The organism is Chelatococcus asaccharovorans, from assembly GCF_003201475.1.
GTDB classification, from domain to species: Bacteria; Pseudomonadota; Alphaproteobacteria; order Rhizobiales; family Beijerinckiaceae; genus Chelatococcus; species Chelatococcus asaccharovorans.
In genome coordinates, this window is the sequence record NZ_QJJK01000008.1 from 281,602 (window position 1) to 304,282 (window position 22,681).

At 65.2% G+C, this 22,681-nt stretch carries 23 protein-coding genes; 10 read left to right on the forward strand and 13 right to left on the reverse strand.

The genetic code is table 11. The features are described from left to right. Positions 1-96 precede the first annotated feature (96 nt). The 4 genes from C7450_RS20190 to ispH form a co-directional block, all read right to left on the reverse strand. Positions 97-1,287 (reverse strand): site-specific DNA-methyltransferase, encoded by a 1,191-nt coding sequence (locus C7450_RS20190; protein ID WP_110376240.1) that lies wholly within the window; start codon positions 1,285-1,287, stop codon positions 97-99. 140 nt (positions 1,288-1,427) lie between these two features. Beyond that, positions 1,428-1,877 carry a ribonuclease HI gene (gene rnhA / locus C7450_RS20195; protein WP_210206489.1) on the reverse strand — a complete coding sequence of 150 codons (450 nt, stop codon included), beginning with the start codon at positions 1,875-1,877 and terminating at the stop codon, positions 1,428-1,430. Next, entirely contained in the window at positions 1,874-2,839 is a 966-nt protein-coding gene (locus C7450_RS20200; RefSeq protein ID WP_110376241.1) for a homoserine kinase, read from the reverse strand. Before C7450_RS20200 ends, rnhA begins: the two co-directional genes overlap by 4 nt. Positions 2,840-2,843: 4 nt before the next feature. Further along, positions 2,844-3,827 (reverse strand): 4-hydroxy-3-methylbut-2-enyl diphosphate reductase, encoded by a 984-nt coding sequence (gene ispH / locus C7450_RS20205; RefSeq protein ID WP_110376383.1) that lies wholly within the window; start codon positions 3,825-3,827, stop codon positions 2,844-2,846. Between the two features lie 48 nt (positions 3,828-3,875). Between ispH and C7450_RS20210 the strand changes: the two genes are divergently transcribed. Together C7450_RS20210 and C7450_RS20215 are read left to right on the forward strand one after the other, a co-directional pair. Then, a complete protein-coding gene (locus tag C7450_RS20210; RefSeq protein WP_110376242.1) occupies positions 3,876-4,544 on the forward strand; it encodes an HAD family hydrolase in 669 nt (222 codons plus the stop codon). Between the two features lie 99 nt (positions 4,545-4,643). Next, complete coding sequence (locus C7450_RS20215; protein WP_110376243.1) at positions 4,644-6,509, forward strand: monovalent cation:proton antiporter-2 (CPA2) family protein; 1,866 nt, start codon at positions 4,644-4,646, stop codon at positions 6,507-6,509. A 158-nt stretch (positions 6,510-6,667) separates the two neighbouring features. On the opposite strand, the gene C7450_RS20220 is transcribed toward C7450_RS20215, so the two are convergent. Further along, positions 6,668-7,150, reverse strand: coding sequence for a DUF1127 domain-containing protein (locus tag C7450_RS20220; RefSeq protein ID WP_170147339.1), 483 nt, complete (start codon positions 7,148-7,150; stop codon positions 6,668-6,670). A 57-nt stretch (positions 7,151-7,207) separates the two neighbouring features. Here C7450_RS20220 and C7450_RS20225 point away from each other — a divergent pair, with 57 nt between their 5' ends. Then, positions 7,208-8,104, forward strand: coding sequence for a LysR substrate-binding domain-containing protein (locus tag C7450_RS20225; RefSeq protein WP_110376245.1), 897 nt, complete (start codon positions 7,208-7,210; stop codon positions 8,102-8,104). A gap of 87 nt (positions 8,105-8,191) precedes the next feature. Here C7450_RS20225 and C7450_RS20230 read toward each other — a convergent pair whose 3' ends face one another. From C7450_RS20230 to C7450_RS20245, 4 genes are all read right to left on the reverse strand, one after another. Beyond that, a complete protein-coding gene (locus tag C7450_RS20230) occupies positions 8,192-8,347 on the reverse strand; it encodes a Flp family type IVb pilin (protein ID WP_110376246.1) in 156 nt (51 codons plus the stop codon). Positions 8,348-8,780: 433 nt separating this feature from the next. Beyond that, positions 8,781-9,410 (reverse strand): LysE family translocator, encoded by a 630-nt coding sequence (locus C7450_RS20235; protein ID WP_110376247.1) that lies wholly within the window; start codon positions 9,408-9,410, stop codon positions 8,781-8,783. A 101-nt stretch (positions 9,411-9,511) separates the two neighbouring features. After that, positions 9,512-10,882: a glutamate--cysteine ligase gene (locus C7450_RS20240; RefSeq protein ID WP_110376248.1), complete on the reverse strand. Its 1,371-nt coding sequence runs from the start codon at positions 10,880-10,882 to the stop codon at positions 9,512-9,514. Between the two features lie 121 nt (positions 10,883-11,003). Next, positions 11,004-11,789, reverse strand: coding sequence for a 16S rRNA (uracil(1498)-N(3))-methyltransferase (locus C7450_RS20245; RefSeq protein WP_110376249.1), 786 nt, complete (start codon positions 11,787-11,789; stop codon positions 11,004-11,006). 423 nt (positions 11,790-12,212) lie between these two features. On the opposite strand from C7450_RS20245, the gene C7450_RS20250 reads away from it, so the two are divergent. After that, complete coding sequence (locus C7450_RS20250; protein ID WP_146227416.1) at positions 12,213-12,695, forward strand: hypothetical protein; 483 nt, start codon at positions 12,213-12,215, stop codon at positions 12,693-12,695. A 102-nt stretch (positions 12,696-12,797) separates the two neighbouring features. Further along, positions 12,798-13,736: a 4-hydroxybenzoate octaprenyltransferase gene (ubiA, locus tag C7450_RS20255; RefSeq protein ID WP_110376251.1), complete on the forward strand. Its 939-nt coding sequence runs from the start codon at positions 12,798-12,800 to the stop codon at positions 13,734-13,736. A gap of 6 nt (positions 13,737-13,742) precedes the next feature. On the opposite strand, the gene C7450_RS20260 is transcribed toward ubiA, so the two are convergent. After that, the gene (locus C7450_RS20260) at positions 13,743-14,276 is read right to left on the reverse strand and encodes a DUF6101 family protein (protein WP_110376252.1); all 534 of its coding nucleotides are present in this window, start codon (positions 14,274-14,276) and stop codon (positions 13,743-13,745) included. A 464-nt stretch (positions 14,277-14,740) separates the two neighbouring features. Between C7450_RS20260 and C7450_RS20265 the strand changes: the two genes are divergently transcribed. From C7450_RS20265 to lpxK, 5 genes are all read left to right on the forward strand, one after another. After that, on the forward strand, positions 14,741-15,565 hold the full coding sequence (locus C7450_RS20265; RefSeq protein ID WP_110376253.1) for a 3'(2'),5'-bisphosphate nucleotidase CysQ: 825 nt from the start codon (positions 14,741-14,743) through the stop codon (positions 15,563-15,565). Between the two features lie 28 nt (positions 15,566-15,593). Further along, positions 15,594-15,827 (forward strand): DUF4170 domain-containing protein, encoded by a 234-nt coding sequence (locus C7450_RS20270; protein WP_110376254.1) that lies wholly within the window; start codon positions 15,594-15,596, stop codon positions 15,825-15,827. Positions 15,828-15,873: 46 nt separating this feature from the next. Continuing rightward, a complete protein-coding gene (locus C7450_RS20275) occupies positions 15,874-16,602 on the forward strand; it encodes a lysophospholipid acyltransferase family protein (RefSeq protein WP_245449972.1) in 729 nt (242 codons plus the stop codon). Positions 16,603-17,166: 564 nt separating this feature from the next. Further along, positions 17,167-18,417, forward strand: a complete 1,251-nt coding sequence (locus C7450_RS20280) for a 3-deoxy-D-manno-octulosonic acid transferase (protein WP_245449974.1) — start codon at positions 17,167-17,169, stop codon at positions 18,415-18,417. A 46-nt stretch (positions 18,418-18,463) separates the two neighbouring features. Then, complete coding sequence (gene lpxK, locus C7450_RS20285) at positions 18,464-19,477, forward strand: tetraacyldisaccharide 4'-kinase (protein ID WP_110376257.1); 1,014 nt, start codon at positions 18,464-18,466, stop codon at positions 19,475-19,477. Here lpxK and C7450_RS20290 read toward each other — a convergent pair. The 3 genes from C7450_RS20290 to C7450_RS20300 form a co-directional block, all read right to left on the reverse strand. Beyond that, positions 19,474-19,695 carry a DUF2093 domain-containing protein gene (locus tag C7450_RS20290; protein ID WP_110376258.1) on the reverse strand — a complete coding sequence of 74 codons (222 nt, stop codon included), beginning with the start codon at positions 19,693-19,695 and terminating at the stop codon, positions 19,474-19,476. The two genes, lpxK and C7450_RS20290, sit on opposite strands and share 4 nt — an antisense overlap. 30 nt (positions 19,696-19,725) lie before the next feature. After that, complete coding sequence (gene xseA / locus C7450_RS20295) at positions 19,726-21,363, reverse strand: exodeoxyribonuclease VII large subunit (protein WP_245449976.1); 1,638 nt, start codon at positions 21,361-21,363, stop codon at positions 19,726-19,728. A gap of 134 nt (positions 21,364-21,497) precedes the next feature. After that, complete coding sequence (locus C7450_RS20300) at positions 21,498-22,397, reverse strand: DMT family transporter (protein WP_146227419.1); 900 nt, start codon at positions 22,395-22,397, stop codon at positions 21,498-21,500. Positions 22,398-22,681 lie beyond the last annotated feature (284 nt).

The following is a 22,681-nucleotide window of genomic DNA, read 5'->3' on the forward strand; positions in this document are numbered from 1 at the left end:
AGCCGTCGGCGCGCCGACCACGGGATGGTTGTCCGCAATTCGCAAAAAAGCCGGCCTTCAGGGGCCGGCTTTTTTTAAACGCGATAGCGTGGCCGATCAGGCTGCCCTGGCGATCTCTCTGGCGATTTCCGCCCGGATCGTGGTGCGGAGATCGTCAAGCGGCGCAAGAGCGCCGTTGCGCTCGAGATGCCAGAAGGTCCAGCCGTTGCACGACGGAAAGCCCTGGACGAGCGCCCCGATCTTATGGATCGACCCCACCGCCGGGCCGGCGCAGAGCGTGCCGTCCGCCCGCACCACGGCGCGGTGGCGGCCGGAATGATCCGTCACGATCTCGCCGGGCGTGACGAGGCCCGCCTCGACAAGCGCCAGGAAGGGCACCCGTGGCTCGGTGCGTTTCGCCGGTGCAGCCGACACGGCCGGACCCGACAGGCGCTCGATGCCGGCGATACGTTCGCGGGCGGCCGCCGCATAGACGGGGTCGCGTTCGAGCCCGATGAAATGGCGGCCGAGACGCTTGGCGACGGCGCCGGTCGTGCCCGTGCCGAAAAAGGGATCGAGCACGACGTCGCCGGGATTGCTTGCGGCGAGGAGAACGCGTGCGAGCAGGGCTTCCGGCTTCTGCGTGGCGTGCAGCTTCTGACCGTTGGCGTCCTTCAGGCGCTCGTCCCCGGTGCATAGCGGGAAATGCCAGTCCGAGCGCATCTGCACGTCGTCATTGCCGGCCTTCAGCATCTCGTAGTGGAATGTGTAGTTCTTGGTATCCGCGCTGTGCGCCGCCCAGATGAGCGTCTCATGGGCATTCGTGAAGCGCCGCCCGCGGAAATTCGGCATCGGGTTGGCCTTGCGCCAGACGATATCATTGAGGATCCAGTAGCCGAGATCCTGCAGCGAAGAACCGACCCGGAAAATATTGTGATAGGAGCCGATGACGAACAACGTGCCGTTCTTCTTGAGAACACGGCGGCATGCGGTGAGCCAGGCACGCGTGAAGGCGTCATATTCGGCAAAACTATTGAACTTGTCCCAGGCATCATCGACGGCATCGACAAGACTATTGTCCGGCCGCGTCAGCGTACCCTCAAGCTGAAGATTGTAGGGGGGATCGGCAAAGATGAGATCGACGCTATGGGCCGGGAGGGAATTCAGGGAGGCGACGCAATCACCAACCAGCACCTCATCGACGGGAAGCGGCTGAAATTCCGCTTGTTGCACTGGTACCCTCGCCCCGGTACGCGAGACCTTACTCCGGGGCGAGGCTCCAGCGACATGGTTGAAAGCAATGCCCATGACGCGATAATCCGGTTACGCAACTGACATTTCGGATCATGCGCGGTTTAGGTAAAAATCAGGTTGAGCCGAAGTAATTCGGCATGTGCCGTTTTGGGGCTGCAAATTTTGCAGGGTGGTGAGCTAATTTTGCAGAGCGCTCAGCGCCCTGCCTTGAACGGCGCCATGCCGGCGCGGGCCAGCGCATCGACGCGCTCGTTCCCGGCGTGGCCCGCGTGGCCTTTCACCCAATGCCAGGAGACCTCGTGCCGGGCCCTGGCCTCGTCGAGCCGCCGCCACAGGTCCTCGTTCTTCACCGGCTTCTTGTCAGCCGTGCGCCAGCCGCGTGCCTTCCAGTTGGCGAGCCACTGGGTGACGCCGGAGCGCAGATACTGGGAATCCGTATAGAGGTCGACGGCACAGCCGCGTTTCAACGATTCCAGGGCCGCGATCGCCGCCATCAACTCCATGCGGTTGTTGGTCGTCATCGCCTCGCCGCCGGACAGCTCCTTTTCATGGCCCTTGTAAGCCAGCACCGCCCCCCAGCCGCCCGGGCCAGGATTGCCCGAACAGGCACCGTCGGTATGGATCTCGACACGATCGACCGTCACCGGCGCAGCCCATAGTCGCGGGCATCGCTGACACGGCGGTGGAACGCCAGCTTGCGGTCGTATTCGAGCGGGTCCTTTGGCTTCACGAGCGCTCCCGGCGGCACGTTCAGCCAGTCGACGAGCCGGGTCAGCATGAAGCGCAGGGCCGAGCCACGGCACAGGATAGGCAGGGCCGCCACTTCCGCCGGCGTCAGGGTGCGCTGCGCCTCGTAACCGTCGATGAGCGCCTGCCCTTTGGTGAGGTTGAACGCGCCATCCGCCTCGAAACACCAGGCGTTGAGGCAGATGGCGAGGTCATAGGCGAGCGCATCGTTGCAGGCGAAATAGAAGTCGATGAGCCCGGACAGCTTGGTGCCGATGAAGAAGACATTGTCGGGGAAGAGATCCGCATGGATGACCCCTTGCGGCAAGCCCGTCGGCCAGTCGCGCTCCAGCTCCGCAAGGGCTGTGGCGGTGCGATCGGTCAGCCCGGCAGCGACGCGATCGGCAGCGTCGCCGGCCTGCTCGAACAGCGGACGCCAGCCGGACAGGGACAGATTATTCGGCCGCTGGATCGGAAAATCGGCACCGGCCTTGTGAAAAGCCGCGAGCGCACTGCCCACGCCGCGGCAATGGGTTGCCGTCGGCCGCTTGACCCAGATGCCGTCGAGGAAGGTGACGATGGCCGCCGGCCGGCCGGCGAGGCGTCCCAGCGTCTCGCCGGAGGTCATGCGCACGGGCTCGGGGCAGATGATGCCGCGCCGCGCGAGATGGTCCATCAGACCGATGAAGAAGGGCAGGTCGTCCTGCCTGACCCGCTTCTCGTAGAGCGTCAGGATGTAGAAACCGCGCTCGGTATGAAGCAGGAAATTGGAGTTCTCGACGCCCTCGGCGATCCCCTTCACCGAAAGCACCTGGCCGATGTCGTAGCCCGCGACGAAGGCTGCGAGTTCCTCGTCGCTCACGTCCGTATAAACCGCCATCGCCCTACTCCGCCGCCTCGTCCCGCAAGGCCCGCGGCAGCGGGAAGAAGACGCTTTCGTCCGCCATCGAGACCGTTTCCACCGTCACTTCGAAGCGTTCCGCGAAGGCGTCGATGATTTCTTCCACGAGGATCTCGGGAGCCGAGGCGCCCGCTGTCACCCCGAGGCTGCGGATATCCGAGAACATGCTCCAGTCGATCTCGTCGGTCCGCAGCACAAGCCGCGCGACAGGACAGCCGGCGCGCTCGGCGACCTCGCGCAGGCGCTGGGAGTTCGACGAATTCGGCGATCCCACCACAATCATCGCATCCACCTGCGGCGCCACACGCTTGACCGCCTCCTGGCGATTGGTCGTGGCGTAACAGATGTCCTCCTTGTGGGGCGCGGCGATGGAGGGGAAGCGCGCCTTGAGCGCATCGACGATCGCCTGGGTGTCATCGACCGACAGGGTCGTCTGGGTGACATAGGCGAGCTTGTCGGGATCTGCGACGGCGATGGTCCCCGCATCTTCGATCGTCTCGATCAGGGATATGGCGCCTTGCGGCAATTGCCCCATGGTACCGACCACTTCGGGATGGCCCGCATGGCCGATCAAGAGCACGTGCCGGCCCTTCTTGTGGTGCACCTCCGCCTCGCGATGCACCTTCGTGACGAGCGGACAGGTGGCATCGATGCCGAACAGACGGCGCTGCGCCGCCTCCTCGGGCACAGACTTCGGCACGCCATGGGCGGAGAAGATCACGGGCGCGTCCGTGTCCGGCACTTCGTCCAGTTCGTCGACGAAGATGGCGCCTTTCCGCTTCAGGCTTTCCACGACATATTTGTTGTGGACGATCTCGTGGCGCACGTAGACTGGCGGACCATAGAGCGCGAGGGCCTTTTCGACCGCATCGATGGCGCGGACGACCCCCGCGCAGAAGCCACGCGGCGCGCAGATCAGCACCGACAGCGGCGGCTTTGCAACAGGGGCATCAACGAGGGCAGTCATCATCGGTTCCGGCTGGATATAGCTGGATGTGGCGGTAGCAGGCATGGCATGTCAAGCCAGGCTGGGGTCAACGGGTCGAATATCATGTGTCAATTGAAGCTCGCGATCTTCGATATGGACGACGTCCTGTGCGTCTACGATCGCGCAGCGCGCATCGACGCACTCGCCGCCCTCAGCGGCCGCACTGCAAGCTATATCCTGTCCGCGATCTGGGAATCAGGCTTCGAGGCGCGGTCGGATGCCGGAGACCTCGATTCGGCCCGCTATCTCGCCGGCTTCGGCGAGCGCCTCGGCTACCCCCTGACACGCGCGGAATGGGTCGAAGCCCGGCGGCTCGCCATGCGCCCCTGCCCCGCGGTGCTGGCTCTGGTCGCGGCGGTGAAAGCGCGCATGCCTGTCGCGCTCCTCACCAACAACGGCTTCCTGGTCGCCGAGGAAATCGCCACTCTGTTCCCCGCCCTCCCCGCGCTCTTCGGCGAGCGGCTGTTCGTCTCCGCCATGTTCGGACGGAAGAAGCCAGACCCCGAGATCTACCGCGCGGTCGCAACCCGTGTCGGGGTTGCCCCCCACGAGGCGTTCTTCACCGACGACAAGCCGCGCAATGTCGCCGGGGCGGAGAAGGCCGGACTGACCGGACACGTGTTTGCATCGCCGCAGGGACTTGCCACCGCGCTCGCACGCTACGGTTTGCTCGACAGCGCCCTCCCCCCGCCTTAGTTCATGACGACAGAATAGCGCATGACGCATTGATGCTGGCGCCATACGCATCCGCCCCCAGGTATCGCCTTCCTCAAGTTCGAGTTCGCAGAGCATTTCATGGACGATAGCGCCTCCCACGCCAGCTACCTGCTGCCGGTCCTGGTCTTCTGCGGTGCGGCCGTGGTGGCGGTACCCATTTTCCGACGCATCGGCCTCGGCGCCGTCCTGGGCTACCTCTGCGCGGGCGTTATCATCGGCCCGGACGGGCTGGCGCTGATCGGCGAGCCCGACACGGTGGCCGGCATTGCCGAAATCGGCGTCGTGCTCCTTCTCTTCATCGTGGGGCTCGAACTGAACCTGTCGCGGCTCTTTGCGATGCGCCGCGACATCTTCGGCCTCGGGCTGACACAGCTCCTCATGACCGCCGGCGTGGCGGTCCTGGCCCTCACAGCCTCCGGCGTTCCGATCCGCGGCAGCGTGGTCACCGGTCTCGCGCTGGCCCTGTCGGCCACCGCCATCGCCCTGCAAACGCTGGAGGAACGCGGCGATCTCCACACAGCCTACGGCGAGCGCAGCTTCGCGATCCTCCTGTTTCAGGATCTGTCGATCGTCCCGATCCTCGCGCTGGTTTCCCTTCTCGGCACGACGACGGCGCTGAGCACCGACAACGGCAGCGTCGTCGCGACGCTTTTCGAGGTGGCCCGGGCTTTGATCGCCGTCGCGGCTGTCGTGCTCATCGGGCGCTATCTGCTCAACCCCTTTTTCCGGCTGCTCGCATCGAGCGGCGCCCGGGAAGTCATGACGGCGGCCGCGCTGCTCGTCGTGCTCGGCGCTGCCTTCGTGATGGAAAGCGTCGGCCTGTCGATGGCCATGGGCGCCTTTCTCGCCGGCGTGCTCCTCGCGGAATCGAATTTCCGCCATCAGCTTGAGGCTGACATAGAACCTTTCCGCGGCGTGCTGCTCGGACTGTTCTTCATGAGCGTCGGCATGTCGATCGATCTCGACGTGGTTTTCGCCCATATCGGCTTGCTGGCCCTTGCGGTCCCCGGACTGGTCATCGCCAAGGCCGTGATCGGGGCCGCCGCCGGCCGCATCTTCGGCGGCAAATGGCGTGACAACCTGAAGATGGGCGCTCTGCTCGGGCCGGCGGGCGAATTCTCATTCGTCATCTTTCCCCTTGCAGGCTCGCGGGGTCTGCTCGACGCGGACCAGGTCCAGATCGTCACAGCCCTGGCCGCATTGACCATGCTGATCGGTCCGATCTTCGCCAAGATCGTGGACAGGGTGCTGGAACGCGCCCGTCCCGTGGAGGACACCGGACACGCGGATCTCGAGGCGTTCGCCGACGCGACCGGCAAGGTCATCGTCATCGGCTTCGGACGGTTCGGGCAGGTCGTGAACCAAATCCTGCTCGCACAGCGGATCGACGTGACCGTGATCGACCGTGATGTCGACCGCATTCGCGAGGCGTCGCGCTTCGGCTTCAAAGTCTATTACGGCGACGGAACGCGGCTCGATGTGCTGCGTGCTTCGGGGGCGTCTGAAGCGACCGTCATCTGTGTGTGCGTGGACAGGCCCGAAACATCGCTGACCATCGTCGAGATCCTGAGCGCCGAGTTTCCCGGTGCCGCCATCTATGCCCGGGCGATCGATCGTGCGCATGCCATCGCCCTGATGCAGCAGGATGTGGATTATCAGCTGCGCGAAACGTTCGAATCCGCGCTGACCCTTGGGCGCGCCGCGCTGGAGGAACTCGGTTACCGCCGCGAGGACGCGATCGCCGTGCAGGATGATGTGCGCCGGCGTGACGTTGCCCGTCTCATGCTGCAGAAGAGCGAGGGATTTCTTGGAGGGGCCGATCTGCTCCACCACGGCCTGGCGGCGGTCGTCACACCCGAACCCCTGACCGAACCGCCGACGTCCCCGCAGGGTCTCAGCGCCGAAACGCGGGACATTCTCGCCGGAGAAGACACCGCGCGGTGATGGCGGAACGGACACACCTGTCCAATGGAGCCTGCAACAAGCCGGCCGGAGCCGCGGGCCGGGGCCCAAAAGAAAAGGGCCACTGACTGGATATCAATGGCCCTCGTGGTCGCGAGCTGTGATGGGACTATGTCGCCCCTTACGGTGTCGCGATATTTTCATGGGCGGCGCAGGGGTTTGCGCATGCGCTTTTCCGCGCGCTCGGCCAGAATGACGGACGGATCGCTCTTAAGCGGCTCCGCGAGCGCACCGACCACATCGCTCCGCGTCAAACCGATATCGTGCAGGGCACGCTCGTCGAATTCGGTCAACTGCCACACTTCGCGCCGATGACGCAACGCCCGCGCCATCCGTGCGATCTGGTACGCGACGCCCCACCCCCATCTCTGGAAGCGCGCCGTCCAGGCCGATGCAGAACCGATGTGGTCCCTGCTCCGGCCATGACTTAAACTACTGCTTTCACTCAACAAAACGTCTCCCATCGATCCAATCCTTCCATTGCGATGGTCGAGAGCGGACAGCCGCGCGCCATCGCGCTCCCAAGCGAAGCGCAGGCATGGCCGCAGCCGTTCGGTCCCTCTTTCTGGATGCAAGCGCAATATAGCCGAAACGGACGAATCACTACAGAGAATGTTTTTCATTGAATTCATCACGAAATATGATTGAATATGGTCTCATTGAAATTGCGCGGGGATGCCATGTCCCACCTTCTTGACTCGGACCAGCTCAAGACCTTCGTTGCGATTGCCGATACGGGCTCGTTTACGCGCGCCGCTGAGCTCGTTCACAAGACGCAGTCAGCCGTGTCGATGCAGATGAAACGGCTTGAGGAACGGCTTGGCCTCGCCGTCTTCGAGCGCGACGGCCGCCATTCACGGCTGACCGAGGACGGCGAGCGGTTGCTCGACTACGCGCGCCGCATCATCCAGCTCAACCGCGAATGCCTGGCGAGCTTCGGCGAGGCAGACCTCGCCGGCCGCATGCGGCTTGGCCTGCCGGACGACTATGCCGATCGCTACCTGCCGGAGATCCTGGCGCGCTTTTCCCGGTCGAACCCGAAGGTCGAGGTCACCGTCGTCTGCGAACCGACACCGATCCTGCTCGAACGCATTCAGGCCAGCGATCTCGATCTCGCGATCATCACGCATTGCGAAACCCGCCCCTATCCGGCCGAAGTGGTTCGCGTGGAACAACTGCTCTGGGTGACGTCGACGCGGCATTGCACCCATGAGGATACGCCGATCCCGCTTGCCTTGGGACGGGCGACCTGCAACTGGCGCCAAAGCGCGACAGAGGCATTGGACAGCGCCAACAAGAGTTACCGTGTCCTCTATTCGAGCTGGAACTCGACGGCCGTCGGCGCGGCCGTATTGGCCGGGCTCGCGGTGGCCGTGCTGCCGGAAAGCGCCGTTCGGCCAGGCATGCGCGTGCTCGGGCCGTCGGACGGCTTCCCGGCGCTCCCCTCCTGCAAGATCGGCCTGGTGCGCAACAATCGCGCGTCGTCGGCGCTCAGCGCGGCGCTTGCGGAGCATATCATCCAAAGCCTGGATAACCTGCGCCGCGACCGGCAGTTCATCGAGATGGCGGCGGAATAGCCGGGAGGGCCCGTCGGCTCAGCCCTGCCTCAACCCGAAATCGGCTCCGAACGTCAACCCGTCGTTCGGAATGAGGGGCCTATGCGTTCAGCGCAGCGGGCGGGTCGCCGTCTCGATCAGCCGCACAATGCCCGGGCCGATGATCGAGAGATTGGCGATGATGCCGATCACGACAAATGCGGCAATGACGCCGTATTCGATCGTCGTCGCGGCCTTCTCGTTACGCAGATACGCCTTGAACATGCCTGTCTCCCGTCGTGCCGCAAGGATCGGCGGAAGGCCTGTCGAAGACGTTAAGGCGCGCGCAGCGGCGAAGCTTATCGCGCCTCAGGGTGTATGAGCGGTAAAGACCGTAAAGAGCGACGCGCAGGCCGCGCCGCCTCGCGCAGATCCGACTTGAGTGGAATCATCTGATACCATCCAAGCCTTTGAATTTACGCGTCTACCCTCAAGCGGAGGAAGTCGGCAAAAGACGGACTTGGCCCTAGAGCAAATCCGGCTTAGATGGAATCGTTTGATGCCATCTAAGCCGATGAATTTGCTCGTCATTTTTTGAGTGGAGCAAGTCCGCAAAAGACGGACTTGGCCCTAGAGGGCCGCGTGTTCATGGATCCCGGGCTCGTTGCTGCGCAACGCCCCGGGATGACCGTGGGAGTCCATCCAAATGCAGCATGCCCTAGGTCTTCGACAGCAGCAGACGGATACCCGCATAGCCGAAGACCATGGCAAGTGTGCCTTCAATCCAGCGCCGCGACCTCGCGTAGATTCGGCCCATCAGCGCGGTGGAAAAAGCCAGCGCGTAGCCGATGAAGACGGACAGTCCAATCAGTGTGCAGCCCGCGAGGATCGCCTGGAAGGTGTATGGCGGGGCATCAGGGCGCAGCCCCAGCGACATGATGGCGATCCATCCGAGAATGGACTTGGGATTGCTCACATGCAGCAGAACGCCCCTGCGATAGAGCAGCGTTCCCTTCATTCTGGGCTCGGTTCCCGCCTGCCGCGCCTGTGTCGCCACCGCCGAGCGGGCGGACTTGCAAGCGAGATAAAGCAGGTAGAAGCCGCCGGCCATCTTGATCAGGAAGAGCGCCCCGGAATAGCGGGCCAGGATCGTGGAAATGCCGGCCGCAGCAAGACAAGCCCAAAACAGGCTGCCCGTCATGATGCCAAGCGCCAGGGCCACCGCGGAGCGCCGCCCGTGGCCGAGAGCGACCCCCAGGATGGCCATGTTGCTGGGGCCCGGGCTGGCGACGGCGACGAAATACGCAACGTAGACGAGCATGAGATCGTTGAGCTGATCGAGGTGCATGGGTTCACTCCATCTCCCCTGAAGCCCAACAGCCCGCGCTCAAGAACGCCAATTGCAATGCGATCGGGGCAACTTGAAAGGCAAGGGCGGACACCGCCGCATCAGTACACGAATGTCTTGAATACGGGCTCGACGTTCTCGCGCCAATCGGCGGAGTAACGGGCGAGCATGCGCTGGGCGGCGTTCTCACCGCTGGCGACGACCTCGTCCACTCTATCGAGGAAATGAGCCTCATTCCGGCCCTGGGCGTCGCGGTGGTCCCGCCGGGCAAGGCCGGCACGCGACAGCGCGAGCACCTCACGCGCCACCTCCCGCAACGGGCGCCCCGCGACCATCGCGGCCAGGCCCTGCGCGGGCACATCGCGACGCAATGCCTCGCGATCCTCGTTGCTCCAGTTCTTGACGAGCTGCCACGCGCCGTCACGGGCAACGTCGTCATAGAGCAGGCCGACCCAAAAGGCCGGCAGCGCACAGAGGAAAGGCGTCGCGCCGGTATCGGCCCCCCGCATCTCCAGATAGCGCTTCAGGCGCACTTCGGGGAACAATGTGGAGAGATGATTGGCCCAGTCGGCGAGTGTCGCACGCTCGCCGGGCAAGGCCGCGAGGCGGCCGGCCATGAGATCCTTGAACGAAGCGCCGGTGACATCGTGGTAGGTGTCGCCACGCTTCACGAAATACATCGGAACGTCGAGCGCCCAGTCCACATAGCGCTCGTAGCCCATGCCGTCCTCGAACGCGAAGGGCAGCATGCCCGTGCGATCGGCATCGGTGTCGAGCCAGATGCGCGAGCGCATGGACTGGAAGCCGGTGGGGCGTCCTTCGGTAAAGGGCGAATTGGCGAAAAGCGCCGTTGCGAGCGGCTGCAAGGCAAGGCCGATGCGCAGCTTCTGGACCATGTCGGCTTCTGAGGCGAAATCGAGGTTCACCTGCACGGTCGCCGTCCGAAACATCATGTCGAGGCCGTGCCGTCCGACCTTCGGCATATAGCGGCGCATGATCGCATAGCGCCCCTTGGGCATCACGGGCGTCTCGTCCAGGCTCCATAACGGGCTCATGCCCAGCGTCAGGAAGCCGATACCCAGCGGCTCGGCCACCTCGCGCACCTGGGCGAGATGCGCGTGGGTCTCGCAGCACATCTGATGCAGCGTCGCGAGCGGCGCGCCCGACAGCTCGAACTGGCCGCCGGGTTCGAGCGAGATCGCCCCCCCGCCCGTCACGTCTTCGAGACCGATGGGATGGTCGCCTTCCATGATCGGCCGCCAGCCGAGCAGGCCCTGCATGCCGTCGAGCAACGCCCGGATACCGCGCGGGCCGTCATAAGGCACGGGCCGGTTGTCCTTGACATAGAACGGGATTTTCTCGTGCTCCGTACCGATACGCCATTGCTCGGCGGGCTTTGCGCCCTCGGCGATATAGGCAATCAGCTCGTCGCGAGAAGCAATCGGCGACGCGTTCGAGGAATCCCGGGCCATACAAAGACTTCCCTGCGGCCCGGCATCGGGCGTGATGACAATTGCAGGAGTAGATAGAGTGCGGGACGCGGCTCGGCAATGGCTCCGCATAGAGGTTGATCATGCACAGCGCCAGGCCGTCCTATCCGGCGCGCGGCGCCCGCTCCCGCCAATCGCCGATAACGCTCTGGACAAGCGCCAGCGCCGCGACGGCTGCCGTATCGGCACGCAGGATGCGCGGCCCGAGTGCCAACCTCAGCACGCCCGGATAGGCCGTGAGGAAACGTCGCTCGGCCTCGTCGAACCCACCTTCCGGCCCGATCAGAACCGCCACCTCGCACGCCGCGTCAAGTCCGGCGAGTGCCGCGATGGGATTAGGCTCTGGCGCTTCCTCGTCGCAAAAGATGAGCCGGCAAGCCGGGGGCAGCCCCGCCACCGCTTCCGCAAGGCGGGCCTCACGCCTCACCGCTGGCACGGATAGGATGCCGCATTGCTCGGCCGCCTCGATCACATTGGCGACGAGGCGATCCTGGTTGAGCCGCGTGACCTGGGTATGCTGCGTGATGACCGGCGTCAGGCTCGCGGCGCCCATCTCCACGGCCTTCTGCACGACATAGTCGAGCCGCGCCTGTTTGAGCGGTGCGAAGAGATAGTGGATCCGCCCGAGTTCGGTCTGCACCCGGGTCTGATCACGGATGGCAAGGGCCAGCGCCTTGCGTCCGGACGCCTCGACATCCGCGCGCCATTCTCCGTCGCGGCCGTTGAAGACGAGGACGGGTTGCCCGGCCTTCAAGCGCAGCACATTGCCGAGATAGTTCGCCTGCGCCTTGTCGAGTTCCACCACCGCGCCCGCTGCGAGCTCCGCGTCGAGGAAGAGGCGCGGCGCTCGGGACGAGCGGTGTGAGGTTGCGGGGGCAGTGCTGTTCATGTCTTTCGTCATGCTGGTGGAGCGTCTGGAACAAGTGATTCGGCTGGAATGGGGTTCGAGATCGCCCTCTTGGGGCAGTCATCACCACATTGTAAGGGGCGTAAAGCCGCCAGCCGCGTTTTTTTGATCGGCGCGCCGCCATCCCGGTTCCGCACGAAAACGGCCACAATCGTGCAGCACCTGTGGTGCCGCGACAAAAGAACAGATAAAGGCGTATCAGCGATTTGCCTTTGCCGGCTGCTTTGTCCATAGACGGATAGAGGCGGACCTGTTCGCGCCCGCGACAGATGTTGCGATGCGGTATCGCAGCGGGCGCACGGGTCCCGAGGGTCAATCTCCCCCGCAGAGATGGACCTGCGGGGTGGCAATATCCGCCAATGCGAATTAAACTTATCGTTAATTGCGGCAAACGAGGGTTAGTTGATGAAACGGTTGGATGGTCTGCAGGTCTGTCGCCTGGCTCTTTTCGCCGGGCTGGCGCTTGCGCCGTTCACGGGCCCTGCGGTTTCTCCCGCTGCAGCGCAGGCGTCGGGCTGTGAGCAGATCAAGACCTTTCTTGATCAGCGCAAGGCGCTCGTCGAGCGGCTGAACAAGCTTGGCAAGAAGCCGGATGCCAAATCGGCCTGCTCGCTGTTGACGAATCTCGCCAGCAACGGTTCGAGCACGCTGAAATGGGTCGACACCAACAAGGACTGGTGCCAGATCCCGGACGCTTTCGTGGACGGCTTCAAGGCCGACAACTCGCGGGTCACGAAATTCCGTGGTCAGGCCTGCAATGCGGCAGCCCAGCAGGCGACCATGCAGAAGCGCGCCCAGCAGCAGCAGCAGTCGAACTCGCCCTTCAACGTCGCACCCGGCGGTGACGTCCTGAGCGGTCCCATGAAGATCCCGCAGGGCGCGCTTTAAAACGCCTTCAGAGCGTCGGGACAGCAGGACCGGCCCACTCGGTCCTGCTGCGCTTTCCATCTGGCGCCTCTCCGAAAGCGCCCGCCGAGACATGATCGCCCCATGATCGACAGTATCGACCGCCCCCTGCCTGATGCTCCCCGCGGCAATTGGGTCGATCGATACGCCCCGCAGGCCTGGCGACCCTATCTGCGTCTGGCGCGCATGGACCGGCCCATCGGCTGGTGGCTGCTTCTCCTGCCCTGCTGGTGGTCCGCGGCGCTGGCCGCCGGCGCCCTTGGTCGCGCGGGGCCGGATCTGTGGCAACTTGCGCTGTTCATGATCGGTGCAATCGCCATGCGCGGCGCCGGGAGCACCTATAACGACATCGTCGACCGGGATCTCGATGCGAAGGTGGCCCGCACGCGCCACCGCCCGCTCCCGTCGGGGCAGGTCACGCCACGGCAGGCGCTGGTGCTTCTCATCGCCTTATGCCTGGTCGGGCTTGCCGTTCTCCTGCAGTTCAACGGCTTCGCCATCATGGTCGGGGTCGCATCGCTCGTCATCGTTGCGATCTATCCGTTCATGAAGCGGGTGACATCGATGCCGCAGCTCGTGCTCGGCCTCGCCTTCGCATGGGGCGGCCTGATGGGCTGGGCGGCGCTTGCCGGACGGCTCGATCCGCCGGCCTTCTTCATCTACGGCGCCGCCATCGCCTGGACGGTGGGATACGACACCATCTATGCGCTTCAGGATATCGAGGATGACCCGATCGCCGGCATCAAATCCTCCGCGCGGCTGTTCGGCGCGCATGCCCGGCTCGGTATCGGCCTCTGCTTTGCGCTCGCTGTCCTGCTCGCGCTTGCGGCGATCGTCCTGGCGCATGCAGGCGCCCTCGCCTATGTCGGGCTCGCGGCTTTCACGGCACATCTCGGCTGGCAGATCTGGCGGATCCGCCGCGGCGACGAGGCGGGCGCACTCATGCTCTTCCAATCGAACCGCGACGCGGGTCTTCTCTTGTTCGCAGGCCTGACCCTCGACGCCATCCTGCGCCATCTCTGACGGGGGTCAGCGCCAGACGATCGGGCGCTCCGGCATGCGCGTCGTCTTGCGGCGCACGAGAAACCGGGGCCGCCGCCGGGCGAGCACCGCCTGGTGACGGCTGGCGATGATGGCCCCGAGGCGGACCGCGCCGACATTCTCATAAAGCCGCTCATAACCGTCGCCCCGGGCACCGCCGCAGGGCAGAAGGAGGGGCAGTCCCGTCGCCTTGGCCTGCGCCTGCCATTGGGCCACGATATCGGCCGCGTCATAGAGGCCGACGATGTCCTGCCGGCTGCCATCGACGACGATGAGAGCGAAACGGTCTTCCGCATCATCGGCGAGCGGCTGGAAGACGAGGCCGTAGGGCCACGGCGCATCCGGACGTGCGCCGCGCGCCTTGCCTGAGGCCCCGCGCCGCCATGATGTCGCCGCGGGCTTCAACTTCGCGGGCTTGGACTTCGCGGGCTTCGACTTCGGGAACGTGACCTTGCCGGCTCCAGGCTCAATTGAGCCCTTGTCGCCGGATCGGCCTTCCCGATGGGGTGGGACGCCTGGCATGATCTGACACCTTCTGCTTGACGAGCTCTGGCTTTCTTGAACGAAGCTCTCGCATCGACGAGGTCAGCATGCCGGCAAAAGAGGCGGATCGGGTTAAAGTGTTGGGTTAAGATAGCGTATCTCCGCAAAACGTCCCATGATGCTCAACGAAAGCTTGCCGGGGGCTGCTTCATAGTTCGGCAATACATACTGGAGCATATCCGGTGAACTCCGGTTCACCGGATATGCTCCAGGTCCTTGTTTCTACGCATTGTCTTCACGCGAACCGGTGTCCACTTCGCTCGAAAATGCGCTCGTATCGTGCTGACAGGGGTGGTGATCGTCGGCGCGCCCGATGTCGCGGCATTGACGGCAGCGGGGGCCGCGCGCTGTTTTGTACCGTTGCACCCGGAACTGTTGCCCAGGCGCGGGCGCGGGCGTAGAAGGCGCATGCACTTGGATTTCTCATCCAACCCTCGGGACCAATGCCGCTTTCCCTGGACAAGCCCATCCCATTGCGAGCCTTCCTGCGTGAGACCGCCGAGGAGGCCGGCCTGATAGCGCTGGCGCATTTCCGCGAGGGCCTGGTGACGACGGCGCGCACCTGGGCGAAGTCGGGCGGCTCGCCGGTCACGGAGGCCGACATCGCCGTCGACAGCCTGCTGCGGCAACGCCTGTCGGCGGCCCTGCCGGAGGCCGGCTGGCTCTCCGAAGAAACGACCGACGACCCCGTCCGGCTTGGCCAGCGGATCATGTGGGTGGTCGACCCCATCGATGGGACGCGGGCCTTTGCGGCGGGCGACCCGCGCTGGGCCGTGGCCATCGCCTTGATGGTGGATGCCCGGCCTATCGCCGGCATCGTCCATGCGCCAGCCATGGGTGCGAGCTATGACGCGGTCCGTGGCCACGGCGCCCTTCACAACGGCCGGCCCATGCATGCGGCGCAGCGGAGCGCGCGCGAAGGCCGTCGCATCGCTGGCCCGAAACCGGAGCTGGACATCATCGCCAGGCATGTCCCCGGCACGCAGCCGCAGCCCAAGGTGCCTTCGCTCGCGCTTCGCCTCACCTTTGTTGCCGACGGCAGCCTTGATCTCGGTATCGCCTCGGCCCACGCCCACGATTGGGACATCGCCGCGTCCGACATTGTTCTGTCCGAAGCCGGTGCCATATTGACCGAAGCGGATGGCAGCCATCCCGTCTACAACAAACCCCGGCCAACTCATGGCATACTCGTTGCAGCAGCACCTGAGCTGCACGCGCAAGCTTTGGCGGCCATTGCAGCACCCCGTCGGCCGGGGCACAAAGCCTGAGCCCGAGCACCTCACGTGGAGCGAGACGATGAGCGAAAACACGAGCAAGCAACTTCTCCACCTCGTCTTCGGCGGCGAACTGGAGCATCTGGACGGATACGACTTTCGTGATCTGTCGAAACTCGACATCGTCGGCATCTATCCGAACTACAAGAGCGCTCACGCCGCCTGGAAGGCCAAGGCGCAATCGACGGTCGACAATGCCCATATGCGCTATTTCATCGTCCACCTGCATCGGCTCCTGACGCCGGACGCGGTCTGATCGCAGGAATTCGGCGCAAGCAATGGCCAAGCCCCTCAAGCGACTGATGCGATCACGCCCGGTGCAGTCCCTGCTCGGGCGCCTGCTTGCGGGCTATCTTCGGCTTGTCCAGCGCACCAACACATTCGTCTGGGACGGCGACGGCAGCGCCGACGCCGCCTATGCCCGCATCGGGCCGCTCCCGGTGATCGTCGCCATGTGGCATGGGCAGCATTTCATGATCCCCTTTGCCAAACGGCCGCAGGATCCGGCCGCCGCTCTCGTTTCGCGGCATGGCGACGGCGAGTTCAATGCCATCGCGCTGGCCCGCCTCGGCATTCGCGCCATCCGCGGCTCCGGCGCGCGCGGCACGAAAGTCCGCGAGAAGGGTGGCGCCGCGGCCATGCGCGGCCTCATCAAGACTTTGGCGGGCGGCGAGATGGTCGTGCTGACGGCCGACATCCCGAAGGTCTCGCGGGTCTGCGGCGAAGGGATCGTGATGCTCAGCCGCCTGTCCGGACGGCCTGTCGTGCCTGTGGCCGTGGTCACCAGCCGGCGCCTCGATTTTCACAGCTGGGACCGGGCGTCGATCGGGCTGCCGTTCGGACGTGGCGCGATCGTCGTGGGGCAGCCGATCGCGGTCCCGCGCGATGCCGATCCCGAGACGCTGGAAGCTTGCCGGCTCAGGATCGAACAGGAGCTGAACGCGGTGCATGCGCGCGCCTATGGCCGCATCGGCGCAGCGGACCCCGGCGCTCCTTCCATGGCGTCTGACGCCAAAAGCCATGCCGCCTGATGCTTTCGTCGCTATTGAGTGCGGCGTGTTCACGTGTTGTCGATTGGCGCATTTCTGGGCTTGCAAAACGAAATTGGTGCGCTCAATCCGGAATTCGCGTGATCCCCGAACCAGACGTCGAACGGATTGTGGCAGCCGGACCGCAGCCACACGTGATGGTTTCAAGGATCGTTCGCTGATCTGAAGTTTCCAAGCGTCAGTGCCGGAACAATGATAGGAAATTGAGGTCCACCGCACGGCGAGACCGTTGAACGGTCAGCGTGAGGGGTGTGGTGGATTTGAAATTCGTCACAGAATGGATCGAGGGTGCGAACGTATTTCGGATGAGGAACACTTGAACTGCATGGAGAGGCTTCCTGTTGGCCACTGCCTGCCCCCGCCCTGTCGGCATTCTGGCAAAGGCACCGCCGCTCGATTTTTGAAGCGCTTCGCCCATTTCTTTTGGCCATATTTTGACAATTGTATCGTGGATGAAGATCACGTGAGAGACCGGATAGCACGTCCCTGGAGCCGCCTGGCATGAGCAAGCACGACAGCTTTTTGCTTCGGCTTTACGGGACAATCATGGCCACTCTCGAACCGGTGGCAGCGCTCGTCCTGCGGCTGCGCCAACGGCGTGGCAAGGAAGATCCGACACGCCTCGCCGAACGACGTGGCTTTCCCGGGCGGCCACGGCCTGAAGGGCGCATCGCCTGGGTCCATGGCGCCAGCATCGGCGAGATCGTCTCGCTCCTGCCGGTCATGGAACGGCTCACCCGCCGCGGCTTTACCGTGCTGGTCACCTCCGGGACGGTCACCTCGGCCAAGATGATCACCCGGCGCTTGCCACCGCGCGCGTTGCATCAGTTCATGCCGCTCGACGTGCCGCGGTATATCAGGCGTTTCCTCAACCACTGGGAACCGGATCTCGTCCTTGTCGCGGAATCGGAACTGTGGCCGAACATGATCAGCGAGATCCATGATCGCGGCATCCCGCTTATTCTCGTCAATGCCCGGCTGTCGGAGCGTGCGCTGCGCCGCTGGCGGCGCTTTCCCAGGAGCGCCCGCCATCTCCTGCAGAGTTTCGACCTGTGCCTGGCGCAGTCGAAGGCCGACGCCGAACGTCTGGCGACGCTGGGCGCGCCGCGCGTCAACATCGCCGGCAATCTCAAATTCGACGTGCCGGCGCCGCCGGCGGACGCGTCTTCGCTCGCAACCCTGACAGGTCTGATCGGCGACCGGCCCGTCTGGGTCGCTGCCAGCACCCACAGCGGCGAGGAGGAGATGGTCGCCGCGGCGCATCGCATGCTGCTGGCCTACAAGCCCGACCTCCTGACCGTGATCGCGCCGCGCCATCCCGAACGGGGCGACGCCGTCGCGGAGATCGTCCGGCGCGCCGGGCTGACAGTTGCCCAGCGCTCGCACGGCCTCCTGCCCGACCGGCATACGGACATCTATGTCGCCGATACGGTGGGCGAGCTCGGCCTTTTCTATCGCCTGGCGACCGTCGCCTTCATCGGCCGCTCGCTGGTGCCGCTCGGCGGGCAGAACCCCATCGAGCCCGCCAAGCTCGGCACGGCGATCCTGCACGGCCCCTATGTCCACAATTTCGCTGATGTCTATGCGGCGATCGACCGTCGCGATGGCGCCATGCCGATCTCGGACGAAGAAAGCCTGGCGCGGGCTTTGGCCTTGCTGTTCTCGGACGCGGCGCGCACACGCTCGATGGCGCGGGCGGCGGCCGCTACGGTCGAGGAACTCGGCGGCGCCGTCGAGCGAACGATGGACGCGATCGAGCCCTATATCCTGCAGATGCACCTGGAAGCGCGGGTATGACGGCCGCGGTTGCACCGTCCCGCTCCCGCAGGGTGGCAGCCGCCTGATGCGTACGCCGGCCTTCTGGTGGCGCCCGCGTCCCTCGCTCCTTGCCCGCCTGCTGCAGCCGATCGGCTTCATTTATGGTGCGATCACGGCGCATCGCATGGGGCGTCCGGGTGCGCACCCCCCGTGCCCCGTGGTCTGCATCGGCAACCTGACGGCGGGCGGCGCGGGCAAGACCCCTGTCGCCATCGCCGTCGCGGATCTGCTGCGCGCCCATCAGGAAACGCCGCATGTGCTGAGCCGCGGCTATGGCGGCCATCTCGCCGGGCCGGTCGTCGTTGTGCCCGATGCGCATGAGGCCGCTGACGTCGGCGACGAGCCGCTGATCATCGCCCGCCACGTGCCCGTGGTCGTGTCCCGTGACCGGCCGGCGGGCGCCCGCCTCGCCAAGGCCGAAGGCGCTTCGGTCATCGTGATGGATGACGGGCTGCAGAACCCGTCGCTCGCCAAGTCCGTCACCTTCGCCGTTGTCGATGGCGCGGCGGGCTTCGGCAACGGGCTCTGCGTGCCGGCTGGGCCGCTGCGGGCCCCGCTGACCGCCCAGTTGCCCCATATCGACGCGTTCATCGCCGTGGGCCAGGGCCCAGCCCATGCGGCCATCCCTAACATTGCCGGGCATCGCCCAATCTTTACCGGCGACCTCATACCGGACACCGAGATCGCTGCCGGTTTGCGTGGCACGCGGGTCCTGGCCTTCGCCGGCATCGGACGTCCCGAGAAATTCTTCGCGACGCTGCGGCACATCGGCGCCGAGGTGGTGGGCGAAGCGCCGTTCGGCGATCACCGCCCCTACCGGCCCGCGGATCTGCAAGCGCTGGCGGCGCGCGCCGCGGCGCTCGATGCCCAGCTCGTCACCACGGAAAAGGACGCCGCACGCCTGGGCGACGATATCCATCGTTTGCCCGGTCTCCTCATTCTGCCGGTGCGCTTCCGGCCCGACGACGCGACAGGCCTTGCTGCCTTTCTCATGGGCTCGCTGCGCAAGACAAAGAACGGTTCGAAGGATCCCGCCTAAACCCGCGGCAGAGTCTTGTAGCGCTCGAGCACGGCTTCGGGCGAGGCATAGGCTTCCTGCCGGTCAACGCTCCAGTAGCGGAGCTTGTCGAGCGGGATGCGCTGGCCCGTGACGGCGCACACGACATAGCTGCCGGGCTTGAGCACGCGAAAATCGGCATCGAGATATTGCAGGCTCGCCTCGCCGTTGCGGTCAGCGCGATAGTCATGCCGGTTCATGGTTACACCCTTGCTGTCTCTGTCGCGTGCTCAGATGTCGAACAGACTGCTCTGGTTACTCGGCGCGGTCTTGACCGCCTCACCCGCCTTGCGCGACACGCCCCTGCCGCCAGACCCTTGTCCACCAGCCGCCTTTTCGCCTGACACCTTGCCGCCTCCAGCGCCGCCGACGGCAACGGCGTCGACATCGCCATCCGACAGCATGATTGTCAGCGGCATCCCCACCGATACCGCGCCCGCGCTGCGGATAGGCTGACGCCCCTCATCCAGCACCAGCGCGTAGCCTCGGGCCAGCACACCCTTATGGCCGAGACTTTCGATCAGCTTCCAGACGCGCTCGAGCGCGCTGCCGCGTCGCGCAACGATCTCGGGGGCCATGTGGCCAAGACGGTCGCCCGCAAGAACCAGCCGTTCGCGGCCGCGAGCCACCCTGAGCCGCAAGCTGTGGGGCGAAAGCCGACCGGCCACGCGCATGAAGTCCCGCGCATAGCGGTGGCTGTTGGCCGCGAAGCAGCGGTCGAGCTGCTGCCCCGCCCGCGCCAGCCGCGCCCGCGACTGCTCGAGCTGGAGGTGGGGCGACAGCCGCGCGAGGCGCCGGGAAAGCGCACTGAGCGCGATTTCATGGCGGCGGGCGTTGATGGCGAGGCCATGGGCGAGCTTGCCGGCGACGAGATCGAGCCGCTGACGCGGCGCGGCGACGAGATCCTCCGGCCGCCGCAAAGCCCGCACCAGGCTGCGCAGACCGGTCCGCCGGCGCTCCCCCAGCCGCGCCATCGCCTCCCCGTGCCGGCGGCCGAGATCGGCGAGCCGCAAGGCGAGGTCCCGCCGCACGGGCACCACCTTCTCGGCCGCCCCGGTCGGCGTGGGGCAGCGCAGGTCGGCCGCGTAGTCGATCAGCGTCCAGTCGGTCTCATGGCCCACCGCCGAGACGAGTGGAATGTCGCTGTCGGCGGCGGCACGCACGACCGCCTCGTCGTTGAACGACCACAGGTCCTCCAGCGAGCCGCCGCCCCGCGCGACGATGATGACGTCGGGCCGCGGGATGGCGCCGGCGCCGGGAAGCGCGTTGAAGCCGCGAATGGCGGCCGTCACCTCCGCCGCGCTCGTTTCGCCCTGCACGCGGACCGGCCAGACGAGCACATGGCTCGGGAAACGATCCTCCAGCCGGTGGAGGATGTCGCGGATGACGGCGCCTGTCGGCGAGGTGACGACGCCGATGACGGTCGGCAGGAAGGGCAGGAGCTGCTTGCGCGCTTCGTCGAACAGGCCCTCGGCGGCAAGCTTGCGGCGCCGTTCCTCGAGAATCGCCATCAACGCGCCGACGCCGGCCGGCTCGATGGTCTCGATGATGATCTGGTATTTCGAGGAACCGGGGAAGGTCGTGATGCGGCCGGTGACGACCACTTCGAGGCCTTCCTGCGGCTTGATCTTGAGCCGGCTGAAGACGCCCTTCCAGATGACGGCCTCGAGCTTGGCGCTCTCGTCCTTCAAGGCGAAATAACAATGGCCGGAGGAATGCGGACCGCGATAGCCGGAGACCTCGCCCTTGAGCCGGACATGGCCGAAGGCATCCTCCAGCGTCCGCTTCAGGGCGCCGGACAGGCCCGACACCGTCCATTCCTGGAGGTTCGTCACAAAACCTTCGCCCGCGAAATTCTGACCCGTCACGCCATCGCTCATGGCGGCACGATACTGCCTGCCGAGAGGCGATCAAGCGGAAAGGCCCGCTTCAGGCGGCGCGATCCGACTCAGGCAACACTTGGCAGTTAAGCGACACTTGGCGCTTAGGCGACGCTTGGTGCTTAAGCGACGCTTGGCGCAACCCCACGCTTGCGCTCACGATGGAACATGTAGAGCACGGAGCCGATGACGATCGCGGCACCGAGCAGCATGTGGACCGTCGGCAGATCCCCGAACAGCAGCGCGCCGACGATCAAGGCCCAGACCAGCTTGGTGTATTGCATCGGTGCGACGCTGGAGGCCGGCGCCAGCCGCAGCGATTCGAGGAAAAGGAACTGCGCCGACACATTGAGGAGCCCGCCGAGGATCACGAGCCCCACGTCGAAGGCCGACGGCGGCGAGAACCACAGGAAGGTGCCGGGGATGCCAGCCATGAGCTGACCGGCCAGCACGGCCCCCACCATCATGTTGCGGCTTTCGGTGGCGCCGATCGAGCGCATGATCAGCACGACCGCCGTCGACACGAAGATGCTGACGAAGGCTGCAATATGCCCCATCGAGACAACCGCATAGCCTGGCCGGACCATGATGAGGATGCCGACGAGGCCCGCGATGACAGCCGCCCAGCGCCGGATACCCACTTCCTCCCGCAAGATGATCACAGATGCCATCGTCACCAAAAGGGGCGAGGCGAAAGTGATCGCATAGACATCGGCAAGTGGGAGCAGGGAAAAGGCATAGAGGCCTGCTGTCGATCCGATCCCGGCGAGAAGTCCACGCAAGGCCAGAAGCTTTGGATTACGGACATGCCGATCATGAACAAGCCCGCTCCGCTTGGCGATATAGCCGCCGCGCATGAAGATCAGAAGCACGACGACGGATGCCACGCAGGCCTGCATCGTGATGATCTGAAAGACCGGATGCCGCGTCGATAGAAGCTTTACGACCGTGTCGCAGCCGGCGAACACGAGATTGGCGAGCACGGCATAGAGCATTCCGCGCGCATGCGTTGACAGTATCACGGCAATCGCTGGAGACGGCTTGCGCCGCTCACCTCTGGACGTTTCCTGGACGCCCTATCATGCATGCTCCGCGGCTTTTGGGTTATTACAATTCGGCATGGCAGCCCAGCGCCAGGGGATCGCTTTAACGATCTGTTCATCAAGATTTTTCACCGCATGGAACGGGCCGGCCCGCACAAGGCGGTAATGCCCGCAAGCGATGCGACGAACAGCCTCCGACAGGCGCCACCGCTGCGGATGGCTTGTTCGGCAAGCGCGGGGCATGGCACTCTTTGCCGGAGCGC

Excerpts from the sequence above, each read along its gene's own strand:
- C7450_RS20240 (WP_110376248.1), bottom strand. The coding sequence starts at position 10,882 with ATGGCCCGGGATTCCTCGAACGCGTCGCCGATTGCTTCTCGCGACGAG.
- C7450_RS20280 (WP_245449974.1), top strand. The coding sequence starts at position 17,167 with ATGGCCACTCTCGAACCGGTGGCAGCGCTCGTCCTGCGGCTGCGCCAA.
- C7450_RS20190 (WP_110376240.1), bottom strand. The coding sequence starts at position 1,287 with ATGGGCATTGCTTTCAACCATGTCGCTGGAGCCTCGCCCCGGAGTAAG.
- C7450_RS20200 (WP_110376241.1), bottom strand. The coding sequence starts at position 2,839 with ATGGCGGTTTATACGGACGTGAGCGACGAGGAACTCGCAGCCTTCGTC.
- C7450_RS20230 (WP_110376246.1), bottom strand. The coding sequence starts at position 8,347 with ATGTTCAAGGCGTATCTGCGTAACGAGAAGGCCGCGACGACGATCGAA.
- C7450_RS20265 (WP_110376253.1), top strand. The coding sequence starts at position 14,741 with ATGCCGCTTTCCCTGGACAAGCCCATCCCATTGCGAGCCTTCCTGCGT.
- C7450_RS20235 (WP_110376247.1), bottom strand. The coding sequence starts at position 9,410 with ATGCACCTCGATCAGCTCAACGATCTCATGCTCGTCTACGTTGCGTAT.
- C7450_RS20250 (WP_146227416.1), top strand. The coding sequence starts at position 12,213 with ATGAAACGGTTGGATGGTCTGCAGGTCTGTCGCCTGGCTCTTTTCGCC.
- C7450_RS20270 (WP_110376254.1), top strand. The coding sequence starts at position 15,594 with ATGAGCGAAAACACGAGCAAGCAACTTCTCCACCTCGTCTTCGGCGGC.
- C7450_RS20220 (WP_170147339.1), bottom strand. The coding sequence starts at position 7,150 with ATGAAAAACATTCTCTGTAGTGATTCGTCCGTTTCGGCTATATTGCGC.
- C7450_RS20225 (WP_110376245.1), top strand. The coding sequence starts at position 7,208 with ATGTCCCACCTTCTTGACTCGGACCAGCTCAAGACCTTCGTTGCGATT.
- lpxK (WP_110376257.1), top strand. The coding sequence starts at position 18,464 with ATGCGTACGCCGGCCTTCTGGTGGCGCCCGCGTCCCTCGCTCCTTGCC.
- ispH (WP_110376383.1), bottom strand. The coding sequence starts at position 3,827 with ATGACTGCCCTCGTTGATGCCCCTGTTGCAAAGCCGCCGCTGTCGGTG.
- C7450_RS20275 (WP_245449972.1), top strand. The coding sequence starts at position 15,874 with ATGCGATCACGCCCGGTGCAGTCCCTGCTCGGGCGCCTGCTTGCGGGC.
- C7450_RS20260 (WP_110376252.1), bottom strand. The coding sequence starts at position 14,276 with ATGCCAGGCGTCCCACCCCATCGGGAAGGCCGATCCGGCGACAAGGGC.
- C7450_RS20210 (WP_110376242.1), top strand. The coding sequence starts at position 3,876 with ATGTCAAGCCAGGCTGGGGTCAACGGGTCGAATATCATGTGTCAATTG.
- C7450_RS20215 (WP_110376243.1), top strand. The coding sequence starts at position 4,644 with ATGGACGATAGCGCCTCCCACGCCAGCTACCTGCTGCCGGTCCTGGTC.
- C7450_RS20245 (WP_110376249.1), bottom strand. The coding sequence starts at position 11,789 with ATGAACAGCACTGCCCCCGCAACCTCACACCGCTCGTCCCGAGCGCCG.
- C7450_RS20290 (WP_110376258.1), bottom strand. The coding sequence starts at position 19,695 with ATGAACCGGCATGACTATCGCGCTGACCGCAACGGCGAGGCGAGCCTG.
- ubiA (WP_110376251.1), top strand. The coding sequence starts at position 12,798 with ATGATCGACAGTATCGACCGCCCCCTGCCTGATGCTCCCCGCGGCAAT.